The 13,625-nt window shown below is 44.5% G+C and carries 12 protein-coding genes; 7 read left to right on the top strand and 5 right to left on the bottom strand.

What is annotated here, in order from left to right; translation table 11 throughout:
* Positions 1 to 649 precede the first annotated feature (649 nt).
* Both JMW64_RS11535 and radC read right to left on the bottom strand, forming a co-directional pair.
* Positions 650 to 3,595 (bottom strand): acyl-CoA dehydrogenase, encoded by a 2,946-nt coding sequence (locus tag JMW64_RS11535; RefSeq protein WP_201554782.1) that lies wholly within the window; start codon positions 3,593 to 3,595, stop codon positions 650 to 652.
* A gap of 349 nt (positions 3,596 to 3,944) precedes the next feature.
* Entirely contained in the window at positions 3,945 to 4,628 is a 684-nt protein-coding gene (gene radC / locus JMW64_RS11530; protein ID WP_201554781.1) for a RadC family protein, read from the bottom strand.
* A gap of 127 nt (positions 4,629 to 4,755) precedes the next feature.
* Between radC and coaBC the strand changes: the two genes are divergently transcribed.
* Together coaBC and JMW64_RS11520 are read left to right on the top strand one after the other, a co-directional pair.
* Positions 4,756 to 6,171, top strand: coding sequence for a bifunctional phosphopantothenoylcysteine decarboxylase/phosphopantothenate--cysteine ligase CoaBC (gene coaBC, locus JMW64_RS14285; protein ID WP_055124784.1), 1,416 nt, complete (start codon positions 4,756 to 4,758; stop codon positions 6,169 to 6,171).
* 39 nt (positions 6,172 to 6,210) lie between these two features.
* Positions 6,211 to 6,993, top strand: coding sequence for a sulfite exporter TauE/SafE family protein (locus tag JMW64_RS11520; RefSeq protein WP_201554780.1), 783 nt, complete (start codon positions 6,211 to 6,213; stop codon positions 6,991 to 6,993).
* A 48-nt stretch (positions 6,994 to 7,041) separates the two neighbouring features.
* Here the strand turns inward: JMW64_RS11520 and JMW64_RS11515 are convergent, their stop codons facing one another.
* The 3 genes from JMW64_RS11515 to JMW64_RS11505 form a co-directional block, all read right to left on the bottom strand.
* The gene (locus JMW64_RS11515) at positions 7,042 to 7,959 is read right to left on the bottom strand and encodes a histone deacetylase family protein (RefSeq protein ID WP_201554779.1); all 918 of its coding nucleotides are present in this window, start codon (positions 7,957 to 7,959) and stop codon (positions 7,042 to 7,044) included.
* 118 nt (positions 7,960 to 8,077) lie between these two features.
* Complete coding sequence (locus tag JMW64_RS11510; protein ID WP_201554777.1) at positions 8,078 to 8,887, bottom strand: YbjN domain-containing protein; 810 nt, start codon at positions 8,885 to 8,887, stop codon at positions 8,078 to 8,080.
* Between the two features lie 68 nt (positions 8,888 to 8,955).
* The gene (locus tag JMW64_RS11505; RefSeq protein WP_227694199.1) at positions 8,956 to 9,990 is read right to left on the bottom strand and encodes a hypothetical protein; all 1,035 of its coding nucleotides are present in this window, start codon (positions 9,988 to 9,990) and stop codon (positions 8,956 to 8,958) included.
* A gap of 133 nt (positions 9,991 to 10,123) precedes the next feature.
* Between JMW64_RS11505 and ccmA the strand changes: the two genes are divergently transcribed.
* The 5 genes from ccmA (at position 10,124) to ccmE (ending at position 13,614) form a co-directional block, all read left to right on the top strand.
* Positions 10,124 to 10,753 carry a heme ABC exporter ATP-binding protein CcmA gene (gene ccmA / locus JMW64_RS11500; protein ID WP_201554775.1) on the top strand — a complete coding sequence of 210 codons (630 nt, stop codon included), beginning with the start codon at positions 10,124 to 10,126 and terminating at the stop codon, positions 10,751 to 10,753.
* Positions 10,754 to 10,892: 139 nt separating this feature from the next.
* Complete coding sequence (locus JMW64_RS11495) at positions 10,893 to 11,549, top strand: heme exporter protein CcmB (RefSeq protein WP_045444605.1); 657 nt, start codon at positions 10,893 to 10,895, stop codon at positions 11,547 to 11,549.
* A gap of 241 nt (positions 11,550 to 11,790) precedes the next feature.
* Positions 11,791 to 12,579 (top strand): heme ABC transporter permease CcmC, encoded by a 789-nt coding sequence (gene ccmC / locus JMW64_RS11490; RefSeq protein WP_060491821.1) that lies wholly within the window; start codon positions 11,791 to 11,793, stop codon positions 12,577 to 12,579.
* Positions 12,580 to 12,623: 44 nt separating this feature from the next.
* On the top strand, positions 12,624 to 12,845 hold the full coding sequence (gene ccmD / locus JMW64_RS11485; protein ID WP_045453491.1) for a heme exporter protein CcmD: 222 nt from the start codon (positions 12,624 to 12,626) through the stop codon (positions 12,843 to 12,845).
* 271 nt (positions 12,846 to 13,116) lie between these two features.
* On the top strand, positions 13,117 to 13,614 hold the full coding sequence (gene ccmE / locus JMW64_RS11480) for a cytochrome c maturation protein CcmE (RefSeq protein WP_045444021.1): 498 nt from the start codon (positions 13,117 to 13,119) through the stop codon (positions 13,612 to 13,614).
* Positions 13,615 to 13,625: the final 11 nt, after the last annotated feature.

Here is a 13,625-nt window from a genome sequence, read left to right as displayed (position 1 = left end):
AAAATAATTGTTAAGGATACTGCAACGTTTTTTTATGACTAAGGTAATATAAATCAATAGTTAAGTTGTCTGCGCCGAATTTTTCGCGAGTAAAGTAGGTAAATGACAAGGCATATTGACCAATATTAGCGCGTGTTGAACATTCAAAAATAATCACTACTGATCGCCAAAACTGTTTCAGACAAAGCATAAAATGACGATCATGTTCATGCCTTAATTAGTTTTATAACATATTTTTTATATGGAGCTGGGAGAATTTAGTATTATTTCCAATATTAATAGAGGGAGACAGGGCTGTTTTTTTTACCATTTCATTGTTAACAGTAGACGCTTAGAATGACTAAACTGACTATTTTTAATGTTGAGCTGCCTAAAAAGCAGTCTCTGTCATTGCCATGGTTGAATCATCAAACACGCCTTAATGGTTAAAAATGGCGATTTATAACTAAAAAAAGACTGCTCAAATGGGGCAGTCTTTTCTAAGTGAATGATCAGAATGTATCGTGCAAGGCTTCTAGCAGCCTTAACACCTATTGTTTTTTAAATATTTTAAGCCTGATTATTTTGTGCCTTGCTATTTCAAAGCTTGCTATTTCAAAGCCTATTGTTTCAAAGCTTGTCATTTCAAGAATTATCAAAGCTTTTGATTTTAGACTTTGTCACTTTCATCACGGCGTAGACCATCCTGCCATTTAGGATCAGTAGCGGCAGGTTTGTCTATATTATCCTTCACATTTTCTGCATCTTCAGATATTTCAGAACGCTCTAGGTCGTCAGCATTATGTTGATTCAGACGATGGTTGTTACTCATGCGTTCGCTTAAGTGTGACTCTGCATCACGGTGGCGATGATCTAGTGCTTCCACCTCAGGCTCAGACTCATCAAAGTCGGTCTGTGCACGTACCTCCTCAATGGTATCTTGCTCTTTGACCATTTCTACATCACCGTCACTCTCATAACCATGATTGGGGTTGGCATCGCCAGTTGGTTTGTCTGTACTGACGGGCGTACCCAAATCATTAGAGTCGATATCATTTTCAGCTGTCATGTTTGTCGCAATGCCCTTTCTGGCTTGCGCGTCATTTTTCAGTTGTGCATAGTCCGTCAGTTGCTGTACAGCATTATCAAGGCTGTGTGGATTGGTGCGCTCTTGGGCATGCAATAAGCGTTTATCAAACACGTCAGTCAATAATGAGTCAAAGCGTATGGCGTTGTACTGAATAAGCACTTCAGCTTCTTCTTCGGTAATATCGCCGTTTTGGCTGGCATATACCACATGATCCTCAAAAGTAAGCCCTTCAAAACTGTCCTTGTGTTCAGCCTTTTTAAACCTCTGCCATAATGGCTCGATGCTAAGTAACGTTTGATAAGCGTGTTCCATACGTCCAGTGACATCATCGGCTTCAGTATTATAATAGACCATGGTTTTGAGATAATCACGGAACGGGTTGGCTTCAAAGTCATCCATAAAAGCATCGCCCAACTTGCGTTTGAGCTCATCGCTTGGCGGCGTAAAGATAGAGCCGCTGGGGAAAGTCACAAAACTGACCAAACTGGCCGCCATACGATTAGGGAAGTTTGCAAAAAAGGCTTCAAAAGCTTCTTGAATGGTATATAAGCTATTTTGTAAGGCAACCTCAGCATGCAAGCGTTCGGACGCTGATTTAGTACCATGCTCATAAAACTGCAAAATAGCAGTACTAATGAATAAATGGCTATGAATATCAGCTAAGCGTCCAGACAGCATCTCTTTACGTTTTAAGTCACCAGCGAGCAACCCTAACGCCATATCAGCCGTTAAGGCAAAGCTTGCGCTCAGGCGGTTGATGTGTTTGTAGTATGGACGAGTAAAGCTGTCCGCAAAGCTTGGCGCATGATTACTGCCACCGACATAACCTGCGACAAATGCCTTTGCGCCGCGATTAAAGGTATAACCCAAATGTTTAAAAAATAGCGTGTCGAACTGTTTGAGTGCGCTTTCTTTATCTTCGCTTTGCAGCAATTGCAGCTCATCAAAGAGATAAGGATGGCAACGCATCGCACCTTGACCAAATATCATGAGTGAGCGCGTCAAGATATTTGCGCCTTCAACCGTGATAGATACTGGAATTGCCTGATAAGGTGTGGCCAAAAAGTTACGTGGACCCATCTGTACCGCGCGACCACCAACCACATCCATACCGTCATTGACCACACTGCGCATGGTTTCAGTCGCATAGTATTTTGCCATTGCCGTCATCACTGATGGTGTGCCGCCTTGGTTCAGACCGCAGGTGACGAGGTGACGAAATGCCTCTAGCATATAAGTGTTACTGGCCATGCGGCTGGTGGCGTCTTGGACGCCTTCAAACTTGCCAACAGAGATTTTAAACTGTTCGCGTACTTTGGCAAAAGCACCGACAGACAGATATGTCATTTCACTGGCTGAGGTTGATAAAGCTGGTAAAGAGATGCCGCGACCAACGCCCAAGCACTCCATCAGCATACGCCAACCGCGACCTGCATTTTCGACGCCGCCGATGATGTAATCTAGTGGAATAAAGACGTCTTTACCATCGACTGTACCATTCATAAATGGCGAGCCAATTGGATTATGGCGTGGTCCTATGATAACGCCTTTATGGCTGGCAGGCACGAGCGCACAAGTGATACCGTAATCGGTCTTATCAGGATTGCCAAGCAAACCTTCAGGATCGTGCATCTTGAATGCTAAACCCACGACCGTGGCGATAGGTGCGAGGGTAATCCAGCGCTTAGAAAAGTTCATACGCAAACCGAGCACTTGCTCGCCCTCGTGCGTACCATAACAAACCACCCCTGTATCTGGAATCGCACCAGCATCGGAGCCTGCTTCTGGGCCCGTCAAACCAAAGCAAGGTACCTCGTCACCTTTGGCAAGACCGGGTAGCCAACGCTGTTTTTGTTCGTCCGTACCATAATGCATCAACAGCTCACCAGGGCCGAGCGAGTTTGGCACCATACAGGTAACCGCAGCGGTCGGCGAGCGCGAAGCGATTTTACTCATGATACGGCTTTGTGCATAAGAGCTAAAATCTAAACCGCCAAACTCTTTTGGAATGATTAAGCCTAAAAATCCATTGGCTTTGATAAATTGCCACGCTTCAGGCGACAGCTCTTTGTCTTCATGCTGAATTTTCCATTCATCAAGCATGGCGCATAGTACTTCTACTTCATTATCAATAAAGCTTTGCTCTTCTGCCGACAGCTCTGGATAGGGATATTGAGCAAAAGTGTCCCAGTCGGGATTGCCCATAAACAGCTCTTTTTCCCACCAGCTGGTACCCGCATCGAGTGCTTCGCGCTCGGTATCGCTCATGCTCGGCATTGCCCCGCCCAAAGTTTTGTAAACAGGTCTGGTAATCAGTGACTGACGAATAGGGGCGACGAGCAAAACGATGCAAAGTAAAGCGATTGGTATGCCCAAAATGAGCGACCAAGGACTGATAAAGGCGGTGACAAGGACGGTAACTAGGGCAACGATACTGCCTGTAACTCGTGATAGGGACAATAAAAAGATGGCCAAAACCATGGCTAATTGAATAATGATTGCCAAAATAAATAAGCCAATTGCCATGACTATCTCCTTTTATAACGCTAAACCAAAAGCGCGAAAAATGTGTGTGTATTAAAGTATTTGAATAAATCTTGTTGTTATTTTTGCTGATGTTTAAGGGTCTGGTGACCAAATTAAACCAATGAGCCGTTATGGATTTTGTAGCATATTTTATGATCAATTTTAATTTGTTGAGCATTTTACAAAAGTGGCTTTGATAACTACCTAACCAGTGACAGACAAATAAAAGACAAATTTAGCCATCAATATGAAACAGTTGCCGATAACTATCAATAGCTAAAATGCTACGCTGTGTCGATTATATGTATCAAGATTTTCTCATATAAGCAAAAATAACAGTCGTAATCAGTTATCCAAAAGGCGCTAAGCCGCTTTCTGCATAAGATAATGTCTCATTGCGTCCAACAATGATGTGGTCTACCAAGGATAAATCGATTAAATCGCAGGCTTTCTTTAGCTCGTAAGTTAATAAATTGTCTGCCGTTGAAGGGGTCGCATCGGTATGCGGATGATTGTGTGCGACGATGAGTTGGCTGGCGGCGTGACTCAAGGCATGACGCAGAACGTGTTTGATACAGACGGAGCAAGAGGAGATGCCGCCAGTAAACAGTATCTCAAAATTAATGAGATTTAACGCATTGTCTAAGCAAAGTACCGCAAAGACTTCGCGATGCTCCCCGCGCAGCTGAGTACTGATATAGTCTTTGACCATTTGCGAGCGCCCAAGTGCGTGACCAGTTTTAAGCTGACTGTCCAAATAACGCGTACCCATCTCAAGTGAGGCCAATATCTGCGCGTATTTGGCAGGACCAATACCATGACAAGCCAGTACAGTCCCTTGCGGCGCTGCCAATAATTCTGCCAAGCTACCAAATTGCTCGATCAAATGACGCGCCAGCTCGATAGCTGACTGTGACTGCGTACCTGTGCGCAGAAATATCGCTAATATCTCGGCATCAGATAAATGCGCTGCCCCAAATTTTAGTAGTTTTTCACGTGGTCTATCATCTTCATGCCAGTCTTTAATCGCCATTGTCACTCCTTGAGAATGGATTGCTGCCAGATATATTGAGTAAATACGGAAATTCTTACCCAACTTATCTCATAATTGTTACTATAAGCGCAATTTTATCTTTCAACTTTTTATTGATGCCATGCTTATGTCCAATATTGTGCTTGCTATCACTGGCGGTATCGCCGCTTATAAATCTGCTATCTTTGCCCGCCTATTAATCAAGGCAGGCTTTGAGGTGCGTGTCATTATGACCACAGGGGCACAAGCTTTTATTACGCCACTGACCCTGCAAGCTTTGACTGGCAATGAGGTGCATATCTCATTACTCGATGAAAAAGCAGAAGCGGGGATGGGGCATATCGAATTAGCGAAATGGGCGGACTTAATCATCATTGCGCCAGCCTCTGCCAATACGCTTGCGCGTCTCGCGATGGGCATGGCAGATGACTTACTAACCACAGTGTGTCTGGCAACGGCGGCACCAGTCATCATTGCGCCAGCCATGAATCAGCAGATGTGGGCGCACCCTGCGGTGAATTTAAATGTGCAAACGCTGCGTGATATGAATTATCAAATTATTGCGCCTGCTAGCGGTGAGCAAGCCTGCGGTGATGTGGGAGCAGGGCGTTTGCCTGAACCTGAGCAGCTATTGGCAGAGGTGTTATTATTTAACGCCATGCAAACCACGCCGCAATTATTGGCAGGTAAACGAGTGGTAATTACTGCAGGACCGACGGTAGAAGCTATCGATCCGGTGCGTTACTTGTCCAATCACTCTACTGGCAAGATGGGCTTTGCATTAGCACGTGCGTGCGTGGCTGCTGGTGCAGACGTTATCTTGATTGCGGGTGGCAAAGTGGCACTGCCCACACCGCTGAATGTCACGCGCATTGATGTATTGTCGGCTAAAGAGATGCTGATAGCAGCCCAGCAGTGCGTGGATGGTACGCACAGTGCGCTACAGTATGTGCCTGAAGATGAGCACGACCATTCTCACGATCACGACCATAGCCATCAACATGAAAATCATGGCGAGTGTGATTGCGGCGATGATCATAGCCACAGTCATAACCACAGCCATGAAATTGATGATAAGCAGCATCATGCTCATAGCGAGAATCAAAATGTAATGGCGGATATCTTTATTGCCACTGCGGCTGTCGCTGATTATCGTACTGAAGAAGCTGCCCCGCAAAAAATTAAAAAAACCCAAGATGCTATGACGCTGAGTTTGGTCAAAAATCCTGATATCTTAGCGACGATTTCGCTTGCGCATCCAGCGCTGTTTGTCGTCGGTTTTGCGGCAGAAACGCAAGATATCGAGCGCTATGCTCGTGGCAAACTGGTGTCTAAAGATTTAGATTTGATCGCTTGTAATGATGTTTCCCGAGCAGACATTGGTTTTGCCAGCGATGACAATGCCATGCAGGTATTTTTCTCAGAGCGTTATGAGCACGATAGCGTCACACTTGAGAAGGCGAGCAAAGATAAGATTGCAGAGCAGTTGGCTGGCATCATTGGTGAGACAATATGGCAACGCCACAATGGTCACAATGCCTAGTTATGTCACTATTAATCCAGATATTAGGTCTTAATGTTTATGGCTAATATGATGGATAGTGATAGCACTCAGACGTTGTTATTGATGGTAATCTTTGCGCTGGCATCGTTGCTACACGGTATTAGTGGGTTAGGTGTGACGTTGGTGACGACCACTGCGCTTGCTAGTATCTATCCGTTACCACATGCTATTGTGTTGGTCATTTTTCCGTCATTATTGCTTAATGCCATGACTTGGCTCGCGGGTGGCGACCGTACGATCTGGCAAAATTTTATCTATTATGGCAGGCGCTATTGGTTACTGGCATTGACCAGCTTACTCGGTAGTATTCTAGGCGCGAAGCTCTTACTATGGGTCGATAGCGCCTATATTTTATTACTATTGGCAGCGGTTATTGGTTTTTATGTCATAAGCAGCTTGCTTGGTAAGCAACTCCGTCTACCTGCTACCAAGCCTGTGTTAATCATCGTTGGCTTTAGTGCAGGGGTGATTGGCGGCTCGACCAATGCCATGTCGACCATATTGATGATGTATCTACTGTCTGCCAGCGATGATAAAAACACTATCGCCAAAGTCGGCAACATGTGCTATTTTTTGGGTAAAATCGCCCAAATTATCGTATTACGTGAGCCTATTATGGCGCTCAGCAGTGGTGAATGGCAGCTGATTACTTTGCTTAGTGTACTATCGATTGCTGCGCTTTTAGTTGGCATCCGCTTGCGTCGCTATTTGCCCCAAGCGCGCTTTCGTCAGCTTATTTTATTGATACTTACCGTGCTTGGTATTCGTGTCGGCTGGCAGGGAGTTATGGCATTTTTATAAGATAGCTCGCGAGGCAGCTGGCTGTTTAGATGCTATTTTATGTGCGCGTTATTTTGTTATTTCATTAAAAAATATCTGTTGCGTCAAACGAAAGGTATTACAGTGCGCCTCAACCACATCGTCGATATCTTCTGAATAGCCACCACCCATCACGATAGCGATAGGAATTTTAGCGGCTTTTGCTTGGCGTAATACATATTCATCACGTGCCTTACAGCCCTCTATCGTCAGCCCTAACTTTCCTAATTTATCAGTTGCCAGCACATCGACGGCGGATTGATAGAAAATTATATCGGGCGCAACGTCGCTAATCAAACGTGGTAATGTCGCCTCTAGTAACTGCAAATATTCCACATCGCCAGTATCATTGTCTAGCTCAATATCCAAATCTGATACTTGCTTTCGAAATGGATAGTTCTTTGCGCCATGCATGCTAAACACAAAAACACGCGGCTCACCTGCCATAATACTGGCATTGCCATTGCCCTGATGGACGTCTAAATCGACCACTAAAATCTTTTGCGCCTGTCCACGATTTAATAATAAATTACTCGCGATACAAACGTCATTAAACACGCAAAACCCTTCGCCATGATCAGCAAACGCATGATGCGTGCCACCTGCGACATTCATCGCCGCGCCATATTGCTGCGCATATAATGCACATTCATAAGTGGCATGAGCAATATAACGCCCACGCTCTACCAGCTCTGGCGTCATTTCAAAGCCAATGGCTCGCGCTTCCTTTCGTGGTAGCGTTTGGGTTTTCAGCTGATACCAGTAGTCCGCAGTATGCGTGGTCAAAATCTCATCTTCGCTCAAACGTGCAGGGGCAAAAAAGTTGTCGGTACTGATAGTGCCTTCAGCCAATAGCCGCTCGGGAATCATGGTGTATTTTTGCATAGGAAAGCGGTGTTTTTCCGGCACAGAATATCGAAAAATATCAGAGTAAGCAATTTTTAGCATAGTGTTAGAGGATGTCTTTTTTGAAAAGTATGTTAAGGATAAATAGGTTTAAGCGCTTTGAAAGTAAGGTGCTGATGAGACATTGTAAAAGCTATGGATAGCTATGGTAGTCAGTTCATTACTGCACAAATTGCGTTGGCAAAAAGAAGGTTCTAGAATCTGATTGGTGACGTAGCTCGGTCAGCAATGTCGGTAAGTCTTCCGCAGGGTTTTGATTATCGATCAAATCACTAAATATCTCATTCGCGACCGTGGTCATCGCGATGACACTTTGTAATAAATGCTCGATAGCATCATTACCGATGCCTACCGCTTCGACATCGATAGCGTGTTTGTAGCGTATCTCGCCATCATTGACATCCATTTCTAGATTGCCGATTAGCAAGTCATAATTTATTTGAGTAATCAGTAGCATCGCCGCGCTTTGATGACTTTCTGGTATTAAAAATGGCAAAATTCCATAGACTGCCAGCAGCTTGTTGTTTTCTTGCACGCGAAACAAATAGCCGCAATCGAGACTTTTATTGCGCATTCTAAGCGATAAGTGATGCGATTGCTGACGGTCATTGTTTTTGTTGCCACTGCTTTTGGGTCGATAGTGAGTATAGTGCCATTGCTTATCATTAAAGTACTGTTTCAGAAAATCGATAATGGGCGTGTCGCTAGCTTCGTGTTGACTGGCACTCGAGTTAAAGGCGTCAGTTTCTGAATATTCGCTTGTGTTTTTGACATCAGATTCGGAATTGATTTCGGTATTATCATGAGCGTCACTAGTATCCTCATCATCTGTATCACTACTATATGTATCACTACTATACATGTCATGAGGCTCTGTTTGTATCATATCAACTTCATCAGCCTGCGCTGCTGAACCAGTCAGTAACTGTTTGAGTTTTTGCCACAAGCTGAGTGTATTACGTTGACTCATAAGTATGGTGCTGTCAAATAAATGAATGAGATGGGAAACTGAGACAAATACATCAAGACAGTAAACGACTAGGTATTAAATGCTAAGCCTTTTTTGATATTCGGTTGCTCATAAAACGCTTGTAACATTTCACGAGTATGTGCCGTCAACCACTCGCTTTCAATGGCATCGTGCACCACAGGTAATAGCGCTGTACTCAATTGAGTCATGGCTTGCTCATCAATATGAAGACTCGAAATTACCGTCGCAATAGTATCTGACTGATGATTACCATACCAAGTATCGATGCTCGCTGCCACAAGGCTGTGTAAGTAAGGCGACTGGCGCAGGCGGTTATAGCTTTGCTGAATGCTGGCTTCGATATGATCGATACTACTGTTGTCAGGCTCATCACGCAGATAAGTCTGTAGATGACTGACAGGCTGGTCTTTGATTCGTGCCCAACCAGTGATTAATAATCGCGCGACTTCGTCATTTGATAAATGCTCTTGCGCATTGGCTTCTGCGCGGCGTGCTAAATCTTTAATATTACGATGCAAATACGCCTGCAGTTTTTCATCAAGGTTTCTATTGGTCGCTTTTTCAAAAGAGCTGCGCCCAAATTTCATCAGTTTACCAGCAGCGCCTGCTTTATCCAGCGTGGTTTCCATAAAGTCATTAATGGCATGATATAGCGTTTGGGTTAGCAAATCGGCAAAAGTCTCGTTGCCGACCAGGGTATGAATCAAGATATTGCGTTGCTGATCGTGGCTACCAACATAATTGGCAAGGGTTTCAACTTGAGTGTCATCCACCAGCTCAGACAACGGCACGTTATCATTGACTGGATGATAAATAATCGTATGCAAGATATCGCGAATATCTTTACGTATCACATCAGTCATCGGTTGATTGAGTAGCCAGTCATTAATCAGCTGTTGCAAATCATCGGCACTGACATATTTATTCAATGGCTGTGCAGCAAACCATTGCCATGCCTGCATAGACAGCGGTTCAGCTTGCGTGCGCAACCATTGCTGCATAAACGCAACTTGTGCCTCGATTAAGCCATCTATGGTTAGCGCTGGCATATCTAAATTTTGGTTATCTTTTGAAGTCTGCATAGGTTTTGAGGTCATAATAATCGACAATTTGTTATACTGTGTGGTTGGGGTAAGCATAAAGTATTATGCCATGAACGTCATCTGTGTTTGTGATGAATGTTGACTGCTGCTTAATAAATAATGAGAGATTCTGATGACAGCTCTGAATACCGCCTTACTTGCGCTTGATGAGCTGACCGTTCAGCGCGGCGAAATCCCTCTATGTGAAGGGGTTGTACTCAATCTGGCAGCTGGTAGTATTTGCCATTTAATTGGTGCCAATGGTACTGGTAAGACGACTTTGCTAATGCAGCTGGCTGGGTTATTGCCAGTGTTAAGCGGTGAGGTTTATTATCAAGGAGCAGCGAATTTACCTATTCAGCCTTTGTACGTGTCGCACCAGTTGGGTATACATCCAAATCTGACGGTCGCACAAAATCTGACCTTTCTGCTGAATTTATATGGGATTGGCCCAAGCGTTACTGATATTGATGACGCCTTGGCTTGGGTTGGACTACAAGGCTTTGAGACGATTAGCTCAAGCCATTTATCTGCTGGGCAAACCCGCCGTATTACCCTTGCACGGTTATATTTATTGACCCCTGAGGTGACACCATTATGGCTACTTGATGAGCCTTTTACTGCCCTTGATGTCGATATGGTAGCGCGAATGGAAGACAGATTGCGCGATTTTGCCAATGCTGGCGGCGCTATATTAATGACCAGTCATCAGGCCGTTGGTGTTGCCAATCAAGTGCTCGATTTGTCCGATTATATGGTTTGAATACTAGTTTGCATACTCTCAGTATAAGTGTCCCAAGCATCCGTAGAAGAGCAAATAAATGATAGAAATAGACGGTCCAGTACAAACAGTGAATAAAAGCTCAAATACTGACTTAGCTGCGGTGCGCGGTATCAGCTTTATGCAGTTATGGCGGCGCGAGTGGCAAGTCAAACAACAGGGTGCCGTGCAGTGGCTTTATCCGCTAGTGCTGTTTTTGGTCATTATCACCTTATTTCCGCTAGCAGTGGGTAGCGAGCCTGCGCTATTGCAACGCCTTGGCGTGTCGGCGGTTTGGATTGCCGCTCTATTGTCACTGGTCATGGGTGTCGATGGCTTGTTTAAGCCTGCCCTTGATAATGGCACGTTGGCGCAATTGGTCGTTGCCAAAGCATCATTGCCCTTATGGGTATTGATTCGTTTGGTTATCCATTGGATTTTTAGTAGTGGTATTGTGGCAGCGCTTAGTTTACTTGCCGTGCCTTTGTTTCAGCTTAGTTGGTTTGAGGCGTGGATATTGATGGCTTCTATTGTGACGGGCAGTCCGATGCTCTTGATGCTGTCAGCGGTCGCGAGTAGCTTAACGCTATCATTAAAGAATGGTGCGGTGCTGGTACCTTTGATTGCCTTACCGATGCAGTTACCAGTGTTGATTTTTGCCACAGGAGCGGTTGATTTATTTGCCACTGGTCTCAATGGTTTACCTATACTGGCTTTATTATTAGCAGGTAGTATTATCTCGGTTTTGGTGATGCCATGGGTGATTGCCATGACGTTAAAAATGGCGTGGTTGAATTAAAAACGACATAAGTTGTGTACAACTCTCTGTATTGAGAGTTTGTAATAAAAACCCCTATAAAAAACCTTTGTATTAACAGCATGTTGAAAACTGGCAATTTTGCTATAATAGTCAGTTAACTAAGCAAACAATCACTTGTAGATTCTATCCAGTGTTTAACGCCAGCAGGTTAGCAGGTAGTCGCGCCTATGATGCGCTATATCGGTTACAACCAATACGCTGTGCCAATAGGTTTATTCCCATGCCCAACCTGAATAACGTCTCATCTCCTAGCCTGTGGCAGCGCATCTGGCAAGGCTTTTTGACCACTGTGGGTACCAAGCAGTTTTTTCGCATTTTTTCGCCTTGGGTCAAGTGGCTGGCGATATTAGCCAGTATTTGCCTGTTGATCGGTAGTGTCTGGGGTCTCGCTTTTGCGCCGCCTGATTATCTGCAGGGTAATAGCTACCGCATTATCTTTATTCACGTACCCGCTGCCAGTATCGCTATTTCCATCTATTTTGCCTTAGCAGTGCTCGGGGTCATTTTTTTGGTTTGGAAAATAAAAACGGCTAGTTTAGTGGCGCAGGCGCTTGCTCCGCTAGGATTCTTGCTCTGTGTGATTAGCTTAATCACGGGCTCTATTTGGGCAAAACCCACTTGGGGTACTTACTGGGTTTGGGATGCACGTTTGACCTCTATGCTCATTTTGGCATTTCTGTATGCGGGCGTGATGGCGTTATTTGCCGCGTTTGAGCATACCGCCAATCGTGGTAAAGCCGCTGCCATTTTGTCTATTGTTGGCGCAGTAAACTTACCTATTATCAAGTATTCGGTACAGTGGTGGAACACCTTGCATCAAGGCTCGACCTTTACCTTAACCGCTGCGCCCAAAATGTCTGCAGATATGTGGATGCCATTATTACTGATGATTATTGGTAGTTATTTGTTGGTCGCGACGTTAGCTATTTATCGTACCAATACCCTTATCTTGTATCGTGATCAAGGCAAAGCGTGGGTCAAAGAATATATTCGCGGGCAAGCTAAGTGACGTTAATGACTGTCGCCAAAAAAAATCACGGCTAGGAAAATATTATGCAGCCTTACTTTTATAGCGTATCTGAATTTCTTGCCATGGGTAAGCATGGCGTGTTCGTTTGGTCATGCTGGGCTATTACCGTTGGCATGATGCTGGCGTTTGTTATTTATAGTCGTAGACAACGACAGGCTTTAATCAAGCAGTTGACCATTCAGCAAGCGCGGCAAGCACAGCGTACTGCTAAAACAACCATGCCTGTCACCAAGCAGCCTCATTAGCCAGTAGGTTCGTCCTATCTAGCGTTAGCCGTTAATTTTTAGCCACTCAATCTGCAACTTAGCACCTGATAAAGAGGTGACTGCCACAGAGGTTATAGGGCTTATTGATTTGTCCGAAAAATGCTACCATATAGCTATTAGAAGAGTACGATTAGAAAGACATTTTTAGAACGTTTTTCTAATGGTAGTTTCTTCAAATTTTTCTGTTTTATACATTTGTATGGCATTGACTATAGTTTATAAAACAGTGACTCATCAATGAGGTAGTGGTATGAACGCAGTTCGTCGCAAAAAACTGATGTGGGTTATGTTTACGCTTGCAGGAGCGGCGATAGCCGTGGTATTGGTTCTTTATGCCATTGGGCAACAGACCGATTACTACTTTGATGCTACCGCGATTGCACAAGGTGAAGCACCACAAGATAAGCGTATTCGAGCAGGCGGTATGGTCGTTGCGGGTAGTGTCCAGCGCGCAGAAGACAATCCACTAAACGTTGAGTTTGCCATTACGGACTTTCAATCGACAGTACCAGTGACTTATCAAGGTATTTTGCCAGATTTATTTGCTGAAAACTCAGGTGTCGTCGCCACAGGTAAGATGCAGGGTGACACTTTTGTCGCTGGAGAAGTCTTGGCGAAGCATGATGAAAACTACATGCCGCCAGAAGTGGCCAAATCAATGAAAGAAAACAACCGTAGCGGTGTAGTGCCTCCTTCTGAGCAATATAATCCTGCTGAAAAGGTGCATGAGACGGATACCTTACAGTAGTAGTTATATAG

The sequence above is a fragment of the Psychrobacter immobilis genome (assembly GCF_904846065.1).
Lineage (GTDB): Bacteria > Pseudomonadota > Gammaproteobacteria > Pseudomonadales > Moraxellaceae > Psychrobacter > Psychrobacter immobilis_H.
This window is presented reverse-complemented; position numbering and strand designations above follow the sequence as displayed.